We start from the raw sequence: 15,544 nt of genomic DNA on the forward strand, positions 1-15,544 counted from the left end.
CGGGCTCCAACTTTGGTTTGACGCGTTTTCTTTAGCGCGAACCGGTCACCACTTCGCCCGAAAAACGCTCTGGAACATGCGGCAATCTATATCACGCGATGCGGCATTTTTGGGCCTTTTGCGCTTGATAGATCGGCCCTTTTCGGAGAGATTGCGCCCCTTGAACAGGACCTTTTCCATGAGCTCACAGCCCGCTTCCACCTCCTCCCGCGCGATCGTCTGGCCGAGCGTCATCACCGTCATCTCGGCGGCGATCCTGATCGGTGCCGAAGTGTTCGGCGCGGCGTTTGCCGGCGGCTGGGCGCTCGCGATCCTGTTCGGCCTCGACGACACCGCCGCGCATATCCTCCAGGCGGTGCTGTTCGGGATCGGCGTGCTGATCATGGTGGCGTTCATCCGCGCCGCGCAACGCATCGAGCCGTTCTTCAAGCGCGCCTGACGCGCGTTCAAGAAAGTGCTGCGGCACAGGCGCTGAAGCGCTCGCGCATCTTTCCAGAAATCTTAACGTACGTTCATGTTTGTTGATCGGCCGCGCGCGCCGAGAACCAATTTGTAAGCACACGTCGGGGAAATTTGTCCCCAGCCTAAAAAAATTGTTGCGAAGCAGAATCAAAAGTCTTATTTCCAGCCTTGCCCAATTTCGCACGTGCCTGTGGTCGTGTGTCAGTCGGTAGGTATCCGGACAAGAGGCCGGACAGCCGCCAAGGGGTGGAAGAACCGAGGGTCGCTCCATAAGCGGCCAGCATCTCTCTCAAGAGATGCCGTCGAAGGTCTCGCCATCCTTTGCAACCGTGACTGGCAGCCGGAGGCGAACCGGCGCACCCCGCTCTCAACGGGGGACGCGACTTAAAGCAACGACGGATCGGGCTTTTTTGGTCTCTACCGGCATTCCAACGCCGGCGCGGGCTACTGAAAAGGCTTGTCCTTCATTGCCAGGTGTGCGGGCGGGAAAATTCCCGACCAATCCACGGCAGCACAATTCGGTCTGAGTTCAAGGCCTTGTCGCGTCTCCATCGTGCGGCAACGCCAGCAAACTCACGTCCGAGATCACATTTGAACGGGTCCCGTCGCTGGGCCGTTTGGAGGGTGCTATGACCGAACGTATTCAGGAATTCCTGCGCAACCGCCGCAGCGAGGGCCAGGACACCGAGCCGTGCCTCGTGGTCGACCTCGAAGTCGTGCGCGACAATTACCAGACCTTCGCGAAGGCCTTGCCGGACAGCCGCGTGTTCTACGCGGTGAAGGCAAACCCGGCGCCGGAAGTGCTGTCGCTGTTGGCCTCGATGGGCTCGTGCTTCGACACCGCCACCGTCGCCGAGATCGAAATGGCGCTGGCTGCCGGTGCGACGGCTGACCGCATCTCCTATGGCAACACGATCAAGAAGGAGCGCGACATCGCGCGCGCCTTCGCGCTCGGCATTCGCCTGTTCGCGGTCGACTGCGCTGCAGAGGTCGAAAAGGTCGCTCGTGCCGCCCCCGGCGCCAAGGTGTTCTGCCGCATTCTCTATGACTGCGCAGGCGCCGAGTGGCCGCTGTCGCGCAAGTTCGGCTGCGATCCGGAGATGGCGGTCGAGGTGCTCGACCTCGCCAAGCGCCTGGGCCTGGAGCCGTGCGGCATCTCGTTCCATGTCGGCTCGCAGCAGCGCAAGGTGAAGGCGTGGGACCGCGCGCTGGCGATGGCCTCGACGGTGTTCCGGGACTGCGCGGAGCGCGGGATCAGCCTGTCCATGGTCAACATGGGCGGCGGCTTCCCGACCAGGTACCTCAAGGACGTTCCTCCGGTCGTGCAATACGGCCGGTCGATCTTCCGTGCGCTGCGCAAGCACTTCGGCAACCAGATCCCGGAAACCATCATCGAGCCGGGCCGCGGCATGGTCGGCAACGCCGGCGTGATCGAGACCGAAGTCGTTCTGATCTCGAAGAAGAGCGACGAGGACGAGGTGCGCTGGGTGTATCTCGACATCGGCAAGTTCGGCGGTCTCGCCGAGACGATGGACGAGTCGATCCGCTACGCCATCCGCACGCCGCATGACGGCGCGGACATGACGCCGTGCGTGCTCGCGGGTCCCACCTGCGATAGCGCCGACGTGCTGTACGAGAAGCTGCCGTATCCGCTTCCGGTGACGCTCGAGATCGGCGACAAGCTGCTGATCGAAGGCACCGGGGCGTACACGTCGACCTACTCGTCGGTGGCGTTTAACGGCATCCCGCCGCTGCGGACCTACCACATCTGAACAGCCTCGTTTGAGGCTCGAAGAACGGGAGCCGGTGCGCCGGCTCCCTCCCCGTCATTTGCCGATTTTCTGACAACGCTTGGCGCGGCGTACAGCCGTTGCGAGCGGGGACTGACGTGTCATGACTGCTTTGCGGAAGACCACTGCTGCCCTCATCTCCGATGCCGCTCCATTCGCGATCCGTGCGGAGCAGGCCTCGGACGTCGCCGCGCGTGAAGCGCTGCTGGATGCCTGCTTTGGCGACAACCGCCATACGCGCACCTGCCAGCGCCTGCGCGACGGACGCGCGCCCGCCGAAGGCCTTGCCTTGTCGGCCGTGCGCCAGGGCCGGGTGGTCGGGTCTGTGCGGTTGTGGCACGTCAGCGCCGGGGGCATCCCGGCGCTCATGCTCGGCCCGCTGGCGGTGGAGGCATCCTCCCGTCAGCTCGGCGTCGGGGCTGCGCTGATGGACCACGCGCTCGCGGCGGCGAAGGCGCGTGGCCATCGCGCGGTAATTTTGCTGGGCGATGAGCCCTATTACGCCCGCTTCGGCTTCTCGGCCGCCAAGACCGGCGAGCTGCGGCTGCCGGGCGCATTCGAGCGCGACCGGCTGCTCGGCCTGGAGCTGTGTGAGGGCGCGCTCGATAGCGCCTGGGGCATGATCGCCGCGACTGGCGCGCCGCTGCCTAAACCCAAGGCAGGCCCCAAGGCAGGCCGCGCCAGGAAGTCGCTGCTCGTGCCGCGCGTGGCTTGATGCCATGCCGGAGAACCCTCTTCCCAAGCCGAGCGCCGGCGCCCGCCCACGCTTCCGCAGCGTCATCACCACGGTGCTCCTGATCGTGATCTCGGTCCTGATCGTGCGGGACTTCCTGGTGCGCCGTTGGGGCGGCTCCGCGCCCCCGGCCTCCGACGTTGTCAGGCCATCCCGCTAGGCCCGCGAGGGGTTGCGCGCACGGGCGAAAAGCCCTTAAACCGCGCCAAACCCGCCCGGATCATCCCCAGTCCTTCCCATGATCGAGGTTCCGATGCCCCGTCGCCTGATCTCCACCGGCTCGCCCCTTGAGAAGACCGTCGGCTACAGTCGCGCCGTCATCGACGGCGACTTCGCCTTCGTCGCCGGCACCACCGGCTACGATTACGCCACCATGACGATGCCGGCGGATGTCACGAGCCAGTCACGGAACTGCTTCAGGACCATCGAGGCCGCCCTGAAAGAGGGCGGCTTCGCGATGGCCGATATCGTCCGCGCGACCTACTACGTCACTGACGCCAAGGACGTGGATGCCCACTTCGCCGTCTGTGGTGAAGTCCTTGGCGACATTCGCCCCGCGGCGACGTTGCTGATCGTCGTTGGCCTCGCAAGACCCGAGATGAAGGTCGAGATTGAAGTCACCGCGAAGCGCCGCACCGCCTGATCCCACCTTCACGACAGATCGTATTTTTCCGGAGACCCACTTATGAGCCCGTCCGCGCAAATCCATGCGAAAATTTCCGGCCCCATTGTCATGATCGGCTTCGGCTCGATCGGCAAAGGCACGCTGCCCCTGATCGAACGCCACTTCGATTATGACAAGTCGCGCTTTGTGATCATCGACCCGCATGAGGATGGCGAGCTCGCCAGGCAGCACGGCGTGCGCTTCATCAAAGAGGGCATCACCCGCGAGAACTACCGCGAGGTGCTGGTGCCGCTGCTCACCGCAGGCGGCGGCCAGGGCTTTTGCGTCAACCTTTCGGTCGATACTTCGTCGGTCGACATCATGACGCTGTGCCGCGAGATCGGCGCGCTCTACATCGACACCGTCGTGGAGCCGTGGCTCGGCTTCTATTTCGACAAGAACATCGGCCCCGAGAAGCGCTCCAACTACGCGCTGCGCGAGACGCTCTTGGCGGCCAAGCACAAGAGCCCTGGCGGAACCACGGCGGTTTCCACCTGCGGCGCCAATCCCGGCATGGTGTCGTGGTTCGTCAAGCAGGCGCTGCTCGACATCGCTCGCGACACGGGCGTTGAGGTCAACGAGCCGAAGAGCCGCGAAGGCTGGGGCCAGCTCGCGCACAAGCTCGGCGTCAAGGGCATTCATATCGCCGAGCGCGACACCCAGCGCTCGAAGAAGCCGAAGCCGATCAACGTGTTCGTCAACACCTGGTCGGTTGAAGGCTTTGTTTCCGAGGGCATGCAGCCGGCCGAACTCGGCTGGGGCACGCACGAGACATGGATGCCGGAGAACGGCCGGGCGCACACCGAGGGCTGTGGGGCAGCCATCTATCTGCTGCAGCCCGGCGCCAACACGCGCGTGCGGTCCTGGTGTCCGACGCCGGGCGCGCAATATGGCTTCCTCGTCACCCATAACGAGTCGATCTCGATCGCGGACTATTTCACCGTGCGCGACGGGTCGAAGGTGGTCTACCGCCCGACCTGCCACTACGCTTATCACCCGGCCAACGACGCCGTGCTGTCGCTGCACGAGATTTTCGGCGCGACCGGCAAGATGCAGCCCTCGTGGCACATTCTGGACGAGAACGAGATCGAGGACGGCATCGACGAGCTCGGCGTGCTGGTCTACGGCCACGGCAAGAACGCCTATTGGTACGGCTCGCAGCTCTCGATCGAGGAAACCCGGCGCATCTGCCCCTACCAGAACGCCACCGGCATGCAGGTGTCGTCAGCGGTGCTGGCCGGCATGGTGTGGGCGCTGGAGAATCCCGAAGCCGGGATCGTCGAGGCCGACGAGATGGATTTCCGCCGCTGCCTCGAAATCCAGATGCCGTATCTCGGCCCGGTGAAGGGTTTTTACACCGACTGGACGCCGCTGTCGGACCGGCCGGGCCTGTTCCCGGAAGACATCGACACGTCGGATCCCTGGCAATTCCGCAACGTGCTGGTGCGGTAACCGCGCCGGCACGGCATAGCCAGAGGGGGCACGCGGTCCCGGAGGTTCTCGCTGCAGTGCACAGCTGCGGGCTCGAATCCGGGCGTAGAACTACGCAAGGGAACCTCGAGACCGCGTAACACTCGATTAATTCAATCGCGCCATCCTGAAAGGGTAATTTTCTGCGAGGGCCCAGGGCCGTCGCCGCAGCTTTATGAGCGAGGGCTCCCGGTTGGAGCGACAACATGCGCGTCATTCTTGCCATCGTCCTGGCGGCCGCGGCCCTGGCTGCGTGCACGGCTGAGAGCAGCAACGACGTCACGGGCTCGATCGACAACTGCGTCCGCAAGCTTTACAGCCAGTACAATCCCAAGGACAAGAAACAGTGCGTCGCGGTGTGCATCGCCTGCGAGCGCGGCGTGACCACGACCTGCTCGACCGCCTGCACGCTGAGGGGCGCGCAGTAAGCGCGGGCAAATGCCCGTGCTCACTTCGTCATATAGTCGAACGCCACCGTGCCCAGCCCCAGCGTCAGGTCCGCCTTGAAATGCAGCGCGGAGACCACTTCGCGCACCGGCAGCCGTGCCACGTCAGCGAGAGCGTGCGGAAACAGGCCGAGCGCGGTGGGGCCGGTCCATGCTTCCTTCAGCGTGATATCTTCCAGATAATAGCGCACCAGTTCGCAGATCCGCGGGCTGCCGTCGACATGCGGGATGATCTTGAGCATGAAGTTCGGCGCCTTCATCGCCTCTAGCACCGCGTCGTGATCGACCGGGCGGTGCTTGTAGCCCATGGTGGCGGAGGCGCACAGCACCGATCCGTAGTGCAAGGTGCCGACCAGCACGTCGCTCTCGACGGCGATCTTCGGCGAAGCCAGCTTCTTCGGAAAGCCCCAGAGCTCGCGGCCGCCGGCGATCGGTCCCTCGTCGTCCAGATACATCGAATGAACGTAGACGCCCTCCTCGCCCTTGAAGCGGACCGGGATCACCTGCCCGGTTTCGGTGTAATCGCCGAAGCCGGTTGAGTCGGGCATCCGGATGAATTCGTATTTGACGACGGGCTCCGTCGCCTCAAGCGGCTCGGGCACCACGGCGGCGAGCGCATCGGGGTCGGTGCGATAGGTGATGATGAAATATTCGCGGTTGAAGAAACGATACGGCCCTGGCGGGAACGACGGGTTGGTCAGCGGCATCGAATAGGCGGTTCGCCTGACGTCATCGATCTTCATCGCTTGCCTCATCTGTCATCTGCACGGACGCGATGACAGATTATGGGGCAGCCAACGGCAACAGGCGAGGCTGTAAAACCGGCAGAACGGTGCAGACAACGTCACGATGCCGTCATTTCCGTCAGACGACGCCGCCGAGATAGAGCCGCTTGACGATGTCATTGGCCTTCAGCTCGTCGACCGACTGCGCCGCCACCGCGATCTCGCCATGGACGATGATGTAGCCGCGGTCGGCGATCCGGATCGCCTGGTTGAAATTCTGCTCCGCCATCAGCACCGTAAGTCCGACGCGCTGCTTGAGCTCGCCGATCTTGGTAATCGTCTGCGACACCAATAGCGGCGACAGCCCGACCGAGGGCTCGTCGATCAGCAGCAGGCGCGGCGAGGACATCAGCGCGCGCGCAATCGCGAGCATCTGCTGCTGTCCGCCGGACATGGTGCCGGCGAGCTGGCTGCGGCGCTCCTTCAGGGCCGGAAAAGTCTCGAATGCCAGCGCTAGATTTTGCCGGATGGCGCCGCGGGCCAATTTGCGGAAAGCGCCCAGCATCAGGTTTTCCGTCACCGTCAGCTTGGGAAACAGCCGCCGTCCCTCCGGCACCAGCGCCACGCCGAGATCGACGATCGCCTCGGGCGAGAGTTTGGTCAGATCGTGCGCCGCGCCGTCGATCGAAAGTGACAGCCGGCCGTGGTCCGGGCGGACCAGGCCCATGATGCACTTCATCAGCGTGCTCTTGCCGTTGCCGTTGGTGCCGAGCAAGGCGACGGTCTCGCCGGCCTCGACATGAAGCGTGACGCCGCGCAGCGCCTTGACGGCGCCGTAGCCGGCATCGAGGCCCTCGATGGCAAGGCTAAGTGCCAAGATAGGCCTCCTGCACCCGCTTGTTGGCCATCACTTCGGCCGGCGCGCCGATCGCGATGATCTTTCCGGCATCGAGGCACATCACCCGCTCCGAGAAGCGCATCACCGCCTGCATGATGTGCTCGATCATGATGATGGTGATGTCCTCCTCGCCGAGGCTGATCAGGAGATCCAGCACCTCGTCGACCTCGGAAGAGGACAGCCCCGCCATCGCCTCGTCCGAAATCAAAAGTTTTGGCCGCACCGCCATCGCGCGCGCGAGCTCCATCTTGCGTAATTCCACCTGGCTCAGCGTATCGGTCGGCGCGCCGGCCTTGGCGGCAAGGCCCATCCGCGTCAGGATCGACATGGCTATGTCTTCCTCCGGCAGGCTCGAACCGACGGTAGCAAAATCGAGCCCGACCATGAGGTTTTCGAGCACCGTCATGCTCTTGAACGGCCGCGGAATCTGGAAGCTGCGGGCGATGCCGCGGCGCGCGCGTAAGTGCGGCGGCAATTGGGTGATGTCCTCGCCGCAGAACACCACGCTGCCGGTCTGCGGACGCAGCGCGCCCGAAATGCAGTTGATCAGCGTGGTCTTGCCGGAGCCGTTCGGCCCGATCAGGCCGAACCGTTCGCCCTTCCTGATATCGACACTGATATTGTCGAGCGCGGTGAAGCCGCCGAAGGTCTTGGTAAGGGTTCCGACTTGTAGCAGGGGCGCGTCCGGCGCGGCGGTTACCGTCATGGCTTGCCCCCCGCGCGCAGGCGATAGCGCGGCCGCAGCAGCCCGATGATGCCCTTGGGCGCGCCGACCACAAACAGCACCAGCATGATGCCGAGCACGAGCACGTTGACTTCCGAGGAGATGGTCACGGCGAGAAGCTGCTGCGTCGAGCCGAGCAGGATGGCGCCGAGCACCGGGCCGATCCAGTGGGCGGTTCCGCCGATCAGCGCCATCGCCAGCGCCGAAACGGAGTAGCTCAGATTGAACGCCGATGAGGGATCGGCATATTGCAGGTACATCGCGGCGGGCGCCCCGGCCGCGGAAATCAGCGCGCCCGATATCATGCAGGCGACCAGTTTCAGCTTCAGGGTCGGCACACCCGTGCATTCGGCGGCGAGTTCGTCGTCCCTCAGCGCCTGCAGGCCGCGGCCGATCCGGGAGTTCTGGATGTAGCGCGCGATCGAAACGGCAATGACGACCAAGAGCGCCTGCACGAAAAACAGCATCTTCACATAACTGTCGAACGGCGCCATCACCGGCGGTCGCTGCAACTGGATGCCGGCCGCACCGCCGACGAACCGCCAGTTCATCACGAAGGTTTCGATGATGATCGCCAGCGCAATGGTCGCGATCGAGAAAAAGATTCCCCGCATCCGCAGGGTCAGGAGACCGACCCCAAAGCCAAGCAGCATGCCGATAACAGCGGCAGCGCCGATCTGCACCACCAGCGGCGCGCCCGTCGCCTTGAACAAGGCGACCGCCGTGTAGACGCCGACGCCGAAAAAGGCGTTGGTGCCGAAATTGACGTAGCCGGCATAGCCGCCGAGGATGCTCCAGGCGACCGCGAGCGCGATGAACTGCAGGATGACGTAGCCGGCAAAAAACGGATATTCGTTGCGGACGATCTGGGTCATCGAAAGCACGGCGACGAGGAAGACGGCCACGCCGGCGCAGAATACGATGGTGTTGCGGTGCTTCGTCATCGGCCGAGCAGACCTTGCGGCCGGACGGCGAGCACGCCGAGCAGCATCGCGAACGAGATCGCCGGCGCCCAGGAAGCGCCGAACATCGTCAGCACGATCGATTCGGCGACGCCGAGGATGATGGCGGCGATCAGCGTGCCGCTGATGCTGCCGAGCCCGGCCATGACCACGACGCAGAAGGTCCGCCCGATATAGGCGCGGTCGAGCGTCGGCTCGACCGGCGCCACGATGATCAGGAGCGCGCCGGCGATCCCGAGCACGGCGGTTGCGATGCCGAAGGCAAATTGCTTGATACGGACCGGATTGGCGCCCATCAGCCGCAGCGCCTCCTCGTCCTGCGCGACGGCACGGATCGCGCGGCCCATGAAGGTTTTCGACAGATACACCGCCAGCAGCACCGTCAGCGCCAGAGCGACCGCGAACGCGACGAGTTGCCGGATCGGTATCCGAAACTCGCCGAACCGCCAGGACTTGCCGATATAGGTCGCCGAGACCGAGCGCTGGTCGACGCCGAACTGCAGGATGATCAGCACCTCGATGATGAAGGCGATGCCGAAGAAAAACGCGATGCCGCGCACGCCGGCGTCGCTGCCGCGCCGCTCGAAGGTCTCGTAATAAACGCGGTAGGCGAGCAGGCCGAACAGGAAAAACAGCGGCGTGATGGCGAGCCCCGCCAGCAACGGATCGATGTCGTAGCTTTCGTTGAGCTGGTACACGCCGTAGGAGGCGAGCACCAGGAATGCCGGATGCGCGACATGGGGAACGTCGAGCAGTCCGAACGAGACGGACAGCCCGACGCTGACGGCTGCATAGAAGCAGCCGAGCAGCGCCCCAAGCACGACAGCACCTAGCAGCAGGTCCATCGAAAACAATTCAGATCCCCCTTGGCCCGTTCTGGACCGGAAAAAAGGCCGCGAGCCTATTTGCGGGCCGCCTCGAAGGGACTGATGAGATTTCCGGTCTTCAGTTTATCCGGGAACAGGATCACCTGCTTGCCGGAGGACCGGAACTGTTCGATATCCTTGTCCTTCACGCCGCGGAACTGCGCCTGCAGCGTCGCGGTTTCCTTGCGCTCGCCATCGGCAGAAAACGCGATCGGCCCGACGATGGTCTTGTGCTCGTTCTCGCGCAGATATTTGGCGATGCCCTTCTGGTCGAGCGACTTGGTTGAATCGACCGCCGCGTCGATCATCTGGCCCATCGCATAGCCGAACGGGGCCAGGTAATAGCCGAGCGGATCGACCTTGGCCTCGACCGCGCGCTTGGTGTATTTCTCGAAAAAGTCCTTGGTGCCGTCGAAATACATGCTCGGTTCCGGCAGCCAGGTGTTGTAGTTGACGACACCGTTGAGCAACGAACCGAGATTGGACATCACCGCCGCGAACTGCAGGCCGACCATGCCGCCGCCGAAAATCTTGACGTCGTCGCCGATCCCGATCTCGTTCACGGCGCGCAGGATGCCGGCCGAGTCGGGCGGATATGACGCGACATAGACGATGTCGGGCTTGGCGGCCTTGAGCGCGCGGATGATGGAAGCGAATTCCACCGTGTTCGGCGGATAGCTCTGGTCGAAGACAACCGGGATGTTGCGCTTCTTGGCGACGTCGCGTGCGGTCAGCGCGAGGTTCTGTGCGAATTCCTGATCCGCTGTGAGCAGCGCCATGCTCTTGCCGCCGGCCTTCTGCGCCAGATCGAGGAACGAGGCCGCCCAGCTGTCGGCCGGGCCCCAGGGCGCATTGTTGAACCACATGTCGTGGCCGACCTTGCTGTTCACCTGGAACGAGAAATTACCCATCAGCAGCAGGCCGCGCTGCTTGACGAACGGCATGATCGGCGCGGTCGGCACGGTCGCATAAGGCGCGAACAGCAGATCGACCTTGTCGATATCGACCAGCTTGGCGTAGATCGCCGGCGTCTCTGATGCGCTCGACTTGTCGTCATAGACGACCAGTTCGACCTTGCGGCCGAGCAGGCCGCCCTTGGCATTGATATCGTCGCGCCAGATTTCGATGCCGAGCAGCGAAGCCTTGCCGCCGCCGGCGAGACCGCCGGTTTGCGGCATCGACATGCCGATCTTGATCGGTGGCTGCTGCGCCAGCGCGCGCGAGCCCTGCCCAACCACCGCGACGGCCATCGCGCCGCCAAGGAACGTCCTGCGCTTCATTGAATCCCCCTCATTTGTCGTTGTTGTCAGTCATTACGGCTCCGCCGGATCTCCGTCCGGTCGCTGCGAATGTTAGGTCAGACCGAGGCTATTTGGCTCCCACCGGCGCGGGTTCATTTTTGGTGGATTTTTTCATGATCGCCGACGGATCGGCGCCGACGCGCCCGCTGGTCTTGTCGGCCTCGCTTTCGCGCGAAACCCGCATGTCGAAGCGGATGCTCGGCATCCCCTTGATCGGGCAGTCCGGATCGTTTGCCGCCACGTCGACGGCGAGATCGCCCGACGAGCCGAATACGACATCGTCGGCGAGATGCGGATCGTCGCGCAGATAGAGCGCGGTGACGAGTTCACGATACCCGGGCGCGCCGACCAGGAAGTGAATATGCGCCGGCCGCATGCCATGCCGTGCCTGCGCCTTCACCATGGTGCCGACCGGCCCATCCATCGGGATCGAATATCCGAGTGGTTTCACGGTGCGCAGCACATAGAGCCCATCGGAATCGGTTGCGAACACGCCGCGATAATCGACCGACGTCGCGCTGGCCTGAATGTCATAGAGGCCGTCGGCGCCGGTTTGCCAGATCGAGACGGTGGCGTTGGCGACCGGCTTGCCGGCGGCATCGGTGACGCGGCCGTAAAGCACGCATTCGCTGCCCGGCTTCGGATTTTTGGCGATCGAGCTGCCGGCGGCGAGCGTCGGCGTGGCCTCGCGGTAAAATGGGCCGAGCAGGCTGGTATGGGTGGCTTCCTCCAGCGCGGTGGCATCGTGCAGGCCGTTAACGAGCGCGGAAAGGCCGAGCGTGTCGGACAGCAGGATGAATTCCTGCCGTTCCGGCGAGCACATCTTGCCGGCGGCGGTCAGGAATTCGATGCCCTTGATCCATTCCGCCGGCGTCAGATTGACCTCGCGGGCGAAGGCATGGAGGTGCTTGACCGCCGACGCCATGATCGTCTTCAGGCGCGGGTCCGGCGTTGTCGCCATCTGATCGAGCACGGCGTCCGTGATCGTTTCAGGCGTTAACTCACGCATGCGTCACTCCCTGAGCTGCCGGCGCTTATTCGACCCGCCGGCCATTATTGCAGCAAGCCTAACCGCTTGTTGGGGATCAACACAAGGCGTTCGGAGGTGGCGCCTGCGCCCCCTCCTACGAATTGATACGAGGCGATGGGGGCGCTTGGCTGCACAATGATGCGTCAGAGCGCACCGCAGATTTCGGCGGCCCACGATTTTGCGATTGCACAATCAGGACCGCGCAAGTGGGATCATTTCTCCCGGATCGGCGGCGCAACCTTCTCCGCCGGCGCCGGCGGCAGCGCGGGCTGAGCGCCCTGCTTCTGCGCATCCGGGTCGGGCCGGGCCGGTTGCGGCGGCACGCCTGACGGCCTTTGGCCGGTCGTGCCCGGCTCGGGCGGCGCAGGCGGCTTCGTTTCCGCGCCCGGCGTCGATTGCGTAGGCGGCGTCGCCTGCGCGATTTTCTGGGCATCGCGCGAGGTGAGCGCGGTCAGTGCAAGCGCTGAGGCGGCCAGTCCCGCCGCGATCAGCAGGGACGCGAGCAACATTTCCCGTCGGTATTCGCGTTGGCGGTCATCGGCAGGCATCGTTCAACCCCACGAATTTGTTCGTAAGCTTCAACGGCCAGCGGGGCGCATGGTTCCGCGGGGAACCAGCGCCCGCTCGAAACACCTAAAATTCGAGGATTCCGGCATCGCACCGGGATTTCCGCGCCGTCCTCGAGCCGCACGATCAGCACGGTGCCGGCTCATGCATGGCGGAACTAATCCGTCGTGCTCACTTCCCGGGTGCTGACCAGTGTGCCACGATCTCCAGGAGATCGTCGCCGAGTTCGACCACATTGACATCGGCCACCGGATAGTTGGCGGCTTCCAGCCTCTCCACCAGGCGATCGCGCATATCGGGCAGCGCTTCAGGGGTGACCGCGAGCTTGAAATAATAGGTTGCTTCCGACGACTGCTCGTTGAGCGGAATTCGATTGATCGCGTTCACGAGGGGACGCAGCAACGTATTGCCGGCGATCACGAAGACCGTCAGCGCCGCCGCCTGGGCGACCATGTCGGCGCCGGCGCAGGATCCGACCGCGGCCGATGCCCACAGCGTCGCCGCGGTGTTGAGGCCGCGCACGTCCATGCCCTGCTTCATGATGACACCGGCGCCGAGGAAGCCGATCCCCGACACGACGTAGGCAATCACGCGCACCGCACCCTCGGCAGCGGTCAGGTGCATGGCAAGATCGACGAAGGCCGCTGCGCCAACGGCGACCAACACATTGGTGCGCAGGCCCGCGGTGCGCTGCCGATATTGCCGCTCCGCACCGATCAAGGTGCCGAGCACGAACGCCGCGGTCAAACTGACCAGCGTGTCGAGAAAATCGTGAATCTGGAAGGTCGTTAGAAACCGCATGGCCCCACATAGCGGCTGAATACGACGGATCGACTAAAACTCAAGCATCCCGGCGTCGCCATCCTCGGTGCCGAAGGCCAGCAGCGTGCCCTTGGCGTTCCAGGCCAGCGCCGAGACCGGCTCGCTGCCATTGCGGCGCACCAGGATTTCCGCGCCGTCCTCGAGCCGCACGATCAGCACGGTACCGTCGCCATAGCCTGCGGCCATGATGTCCTGCTTCGGATGACAGGCGACCATGGAGACGCGCGCCTGCAGCGGTGCCAACATCGCAGGCTCCTTGCCCATCGGGCCGTCCTTGCTGGCGAACGGCCAGATGATCACGGTGTCGGCGCCCGAGGTGGCGAGCCCCTTGCCGCCCGTGCTCCACGACATCGAGCGGACGCGGCCGGGATAGCCGCTCATCCGCATGTGCCTGTTATCGGCAAGCCGCCAGCCGTGCAGCGCCGGCTCGTGCATCGCGGTGACGAGGAATTTGTTGTCCGGGCTGAAGGTGACGGCGAGATGCGAGCCGGCCCATTCCAGAAATTCCGGCTTCGCCGCCATGTTGGGAAACCACAGCGTCACGCCGTTGTAGTGGGCGACCGCCACGCGCAATCCCTTGGGCGCGAAAGCAAGCCCGCCGACGGTCGAGGGCGCATCGAAACTTTTTTCCTCGCCCTTGCCGCTGCGGACGAACGCGGTCTTGCCGGCCGACCAGGCCACCGCGCCATCGGGATGCAGCGCGACGTTATCGATCCAGCGCCGTTTTGCGTCGGTTGCCAGCACCGACGTCTCGCCTTTTGCGTTCAATGCAACGACCTTGCCGTCATCGCCGCCAGTGACGATGCGCTTGCCGTCAGAGGCCGCACATAGGATGGCACCGCCATGGATGGCGACTTTCGAGACTTCGCCCGCCTGGTCCACCATCGCCGCGTGCTCCTCGGCACCGACAAACACCGCGGTATCGCCGAGGAAATAGATCGAGCTGATGGGCATGCCGACAGGCAACGCCCGCACCTGGTCGGTGATGGAAGCGATGGAGGGCGCTTCGCCCGGATCGAACTCTTTCATCACGTGACGATACAGCTTTCAAAGCCGTCGCGGATCATCTGCTCCGGCAATTCGCGGCCGATGAAGACGACGCGGCTTTCGCGCGCCTCGCCGTCCTTCCACTTCCGCTGGTGATCGCCCTCCAGCATCATGTGGACGCCCTGGAAGACGTAGCGGTCATCGTCGTCGGTGAAGGCGAGGATGCCTTTCGAGCGCAGGATCTTCTGGCCCTCGGTGGCGACGAGGTTCTGCAGCCACGGCATGAACAGGGTCGGGTCGAGCGGCTTGTCCGACCGCAGCGACAGCGATTGCATGTCCTCGTCGTGGTAATGCTTCAACCCGCCATGGCTGTGGTCATGGTGGTCGTGCCCATGATGATGATCGTGGTCGTGGTGATGATCATAGCCATTGCCGGCGTCGAGGAATTCCGGCTCGATCTCCAGGATGCGATCCAGGTCGAACGCGCCGCGTTCCAGCACATCCGACAGCGCCACCTTGCAGCGCTCGGTGCGGTGCAGCTTTGCGTAAGGGTTGATGCCGCGGATGCGGGCCTCGACCTCGGCAAGCTCCGGCTTGGAGACGAGGTCCGTCTTGTTCAGCACGATCACGTCGGCGAATGCGATCTGGTTCTTGGCTTCCGGCGCATCCTTCAGACGGTCGCTCAGCCACTTTGCATCAGCCACCGTCACCACCGCATCGAGGCGGGCGTTCTTCTGCACGTCCTCGTCCACGAAAAAAGTCTGCGCCACCGGGGCCGGGTCCGCCAACCCAGTCGTCTCGACGATGATGGCGTCGAACTTGCCCTTGCGCTTCATCAGGCCGTCCATGATGCGGACAAGGTCGCCGCGCACCGTGCAGCAGACGCAGCCATTGTTCATCTCGAACACTTCCTCGTCCGCACCGATGATGAGGTCGTTGTCGATGCCGATCTCGCCGAATTCGTTGACGATGACGGCGTATTTCTTGCCGTGGTTTTCCGACAGGATGCGGTTCAAAAGCGTGGTCTTGCCGGCGCCGAGATAGCCCGTCAGCACGGTCACTGGAATTTTCTGGGACGAAGGTTCAGACATAACGGC

17 protein-coding genes and 1 pseudogene are annotated in these 15,544 nt (G+C 64.0%); 7 read left to right on the forward strand and 11 right to left on the reverse strand.

Going from position 1 to position 15,544, the window contains the following annotated elements:
• Nucleotides 1-178: 178 nt before the first annotated feature.
• The 7 genes from V1294_RS36215 (at nt 179) to V1294_RS36245 (ending at nt 5,547) form a co-directional block, all read left to right on the forward strand.
• The gene (locus V1294_RS36215; RefSeq protein ID WP_334504010.1) at nt 179-439 is read left to right on the forward strand and encodes a hypothetical protein; all 261 of its coding nucleotides are present in this window, start codon (nt 179-181) and stop codon (nt 437-439) included.
• A gap of 652 nt (nt 440-1,091) precedes the next feature.
• Nucleotides 1,092-2,234 (forward strand): type III PLP-dependent enzyme, encoded by a 1,143-nt coding sequence (locus V1294_RS36220; RefSeq protein WP_334504013.1) that lies wholly within the window; start codon nt 1,092-1,094, stop codon nt 2,232-2,234.
• A 121-nt stretch (nt 2,235-2,355) separates the two neighbouring features.
• Nucleotides 2,356-2,967 (forward strand): GNAT family N-acetyltransferase, encoded by a 612-nt coding sequence (locus V1294_RS36225; protein WP_334504015.1) that lies wholly within the window; start codon nt 2,356-2,358, stop codon nt 2,965-2,967.
• Between the two features lie 4 nt (nt 2,968-2,971).
• Nucleotides 2,972-3,145: a hypothetical protein gene (locus V1294_RS36230; protein WP_334485532.1), complete on the forward strand. Its 174-nt coding sequence runs from the start codon at nt 2,972-2,974 to the stop codon at nt 3,143-3,145.
• A 93-nt stretch (nt 3,146-3,238) separates the two neighbouring features.
• Entirely contained in the window at nt 3,239-3,628 is a 390-nt protein-coding gene (locus V1294_RS36235; protein WP_057855534.1) for a RidA family protein, read from the forward strand.
• A gap of 42 nt (nt 3,629-3,670) precedes the next feature.
• On the forward strand, nt 3,671-5,101 hold the full coding sequence (locus V1294_RS36240; protein ID WP_334504017.1) for a homospermidine synthase: 1,431 nt from the start codon (nt 3,671-3,673) through the stop codon (nt 5,099-5,101).
• A gap of 224 nt (nt 5,102-5,325) precedes the next feature.
• The gene (locus V1294_RS36245; protein WP_334504019.1) at nt 5,326-5,547 is read left to right on the forward strand and encodes a hypothetical protein; all 222 of its coding nucleotides are present in this window, start codon (nt 5,326-5,328) and stop codon (nt 5,545-5,547) included.
• A gap of 20 nt (nt 5,548-5,567) precedes the next feature.
• Here the strand turns inward: V1294_RS36245 and V1294_RS36250 are convergent, their stop codons facing one another.
• The 11 genes and pseudogenes from V1294_RS36250 to V1294_RS36300 form a co-directional block, all read right to left on the reverse strand.
• The gene (locus V1294_RS36250; protein ID WP_334504020.1) at nt 5,568-6,308 is read right to left on the reverse strand and encodes an acetoacetate decarboxylase; all 741 of its coding nucleotides are present in this window, start codon (nt 6,306-6,308) and stop codon (nt 5,568-5,570) included.
• A gap of 121 nt (nt 6,309-6,429) precedes the next feature.
• Nucleotides 6,430-7,167: an ABC transporter ATP-binding protein gene (locus tag V1294_RS36255; RefSeq protein WP_334504022.1), complete on the reverse strand. Its 738-nt coding sequence runs from the start codon at nt 7,165-7,167 to the stop codon at nt 6,430-6,432.
• The gene (locus V1294_RS36260; RefSeq protein ID WP_334504024.1) at nt 7,157-7,894 is read right to left on the reverse strand and encodes an ABC transporter ATP-binding protein; all 738 of its coding nucleotides are present in this window, start codon (nt 7,892-7,894) and stop codon (nt 7,157-7,159) included. The genes V1294_RS36255 and V1294_RS36260 overlap by 11 nt, the downstream gene beginning before the upstream one ends.
• Complete coding sequence (locus V1294_RS36265; protein ID WP_334485542.1) at nt 7,891-8,856, reverse strand: branched-chain amino acid ABC transporter permease; 966 nt, start codon at nt 8,854-8,856, stop codon at nt 7,891-7,893. The genes V1294_RS36260 and V1294_RS36265 overlap by 4 nt, the downstream gene beginning before the upstream one ends.
• The gene (locus V1294_RS36270) at nt 8,853-9,719 is read right to left on the reverse strand and encodes a branched-chain amino acid ABC transporter permease (protein WP_334504026.1); all 867 of its coding nucleotides are present in this window, start codon (nt 9,717-9,719) and stop codon (nt 8,853-8,855) included. The genes V1294_RS36265 and V1294_RS36270 overlap by 4 nt, the downstream gene beginning before the upstream one ends.
• 56 nt (nt 9,720-9,775) lie before the next feature.
• On the reverse strand, nt 9,776-11,020 hold the full coding sequence (locus tag V1294_RS36275) for an amino acid ABC transporter substrate-binding protein (RefSeq protein ID WP_334504028.1): 1,245 nt from the start codon (nt 11,018-11,020) through the stop codon (nt 9,776-9,778).
• An 88-nt stretch (nt 11,021-11,108) separates the two neighbouring features.
• Complete coding sequence (locus V1294_RS36280) at nt 11,109-12,050, reverse strand: dioxygenase family protein (protein ID WP_334504030.1); 942 nt, start codon at nt 12,048-12,050, stop codon at nt 11,109-11,111.
• Between the two features lie 233 nt (nt 12,051-12,283).
• Complete coding sequence (locus tag V1294_RS36285) at nt 12,284-12,580, reverse strand: hypothetical protein (RefSeq protein ID WP_334504032.1); 297 nt, start codon at nt 12,578-12,580, stop codon at nt 12,284-12,286.
• A gap of 253 nt (nt 12,581-12,833) precedes the next feature.
• Nucleotides 12,834-13,439 (reverse strand): annotated as a pseudogene (locus V1294_RS36290) (MgtC/SapB family protein); the annotation flags it as partial.
• A gap of 33 nt (nt 13,440-13,472) precedes the next feature.
• A complete protein-coding gene (locus V1294_RS36295) occupies nt 13,473-14,489 on the reverse strand; it encodes a WD40 repeat domain-containing protein (RefSeq protein ID WP_334504034.1) in 1,017 nt (338 codons plus the stop codon).
• The gene (locus V1294_RS36300) at nt 14,489-15,538 is read right to left on the reverse strand and encodes a CobW family GTP-binding protein (RefSeq protein WP_334504036.1); all 1,050 of its coding nucleotides are present in this window, start codon (nt 15,536-15,538) and stop codon (nt 14,489-14,491) included. Before V1294_RS36300 ends, V1294_RS36295 begins: the two co-directional genes overlap by 1 nt.
• Nucleotides 15,539-15,544 lie beyond the last annotated feature (6 nt).

The organism is Bradyrhizobium sp. AZCC 1678, assembly GCF_036924765.1.
GTDB lineage: Bacteria > Pseudomonadota > Alphaproteobacteria > Rhizobiales > Xanthobacteraceae > Bradyrhizobium > Bradyrhizobium algeriense.

Bases quoted from the DNA above. Each gene is read 5' to 3' on its own strand.
- V1294_RS36230 (WP_334485532.1), top strand. From the start codon at position 2,972: ATGCCGGAGAACCCTCTTCCCAAGCCGAGCGCCGGCGCCCGCCCACGC.
- V1294_RS36245 (WP_334504019.1), top strand. From the start codon at position 5,326: ATGCGCGTCATTCTTGCCATCGTCCTGGCGGCCGCGGCCCTGGCTGCG.
- V1294_RS36220 (WP_334504013.1), top strand. From the start codon at position 1,092: ATGACCGAACGTATTCAGGAATTCCTGCGCAACCGCCGCAGCGAGGGC.
- V1294_RS36260 (WP_334504024.1), bottom strand. From the start codon at position 7,894: ATGACGGTAACCGCCGCGCCGGACGCGCCCCTGCTACAAGTCGGAACC.
- V1294_RS36270 (WP_334504026.1), bottom strand. From the start codon at position 9,719: ATGGACCTGCTGCTAGGTGCTGTCGTGCTTGGGGCGCTGCTCGGCTGC.
- V1294_RS36280 (WP_334504030.1), bottom strand. From the start codon at position 12,050: ATGCGTGAGTTAACGCCTGAAACGATCACGGACGCCGTGCTCGATCAG.
- V1294_RS36250 (WP_334504020.1), bottom strand. From the start codon at position 6,308: ATGAAGATCGATGACGTCAGGCGAACCGCCTATTCGATGCCGCTGACC.
- V1294_RS36300 (WP_334504036.1), bottom strand. From the start codon at position 15,538: ATGTCTGAACCTTCGTCCCAGAAAATTCCAGTGACCGTGCTGACGGGC.
- V1294_RS36265 (WP_334485542.1), bottom strand. From the start codon at position 8,856: ATGACGAAGCACCGCAACACCATCGTATTCTGCGCCGGCGTGGCCGTC.
- V1294_RS36240 (WP_334504017.1), top strand. From the start codon at position 3,671: ATGAGCCCGTCCGCGCAAATCCATGCGAAAATTTCCGGCCCCATTGTC.
- V1294_RS36285 (WP_334504032.1), bottom strand. From the start codon at position 12,580: ATGTTGCTCGCGTCCCTGCTGATCGCGGCGGGACTGGCCGCCTCAGCG.
- V1294_RS36215 (WP_334504010.1), top strand. From the start codon at position 179: ATGAGCTCACAGCCCGCTTCCACCTCCTCCCGCGCGATCGTCTGGCCG.
- V1294_RS36235 (WP_057855534.1), top strand. From the start codon at position 3,239: ATGCCCCGTCGCCTGATCTCCACCGGCTCGCCCCTTGAGAAGACCGTC.
- V1294_RS36275 (WP_334504028.1), bottom strand. From the start codon at position 11,020: ATGAAGCGCAGGACGTTCCTTGGCGGCGCGATGGCCGTCGCGGTGGTT.
- V1294_RS36295 (WP_334504034.1), bottom strand. From the start codon at position 14,489: ATGAAAGAGTTCGATCCGGGCGAAGCGCCCTCCATCGCTTCCATCACC.
- V1294_RS36225 (WP_334504015.1), top strand. From the start codon at position 2,356: ATGACTGCTTTGCGGAAGACCACTGCTGCCCTCATCTCCGATGCCGCT.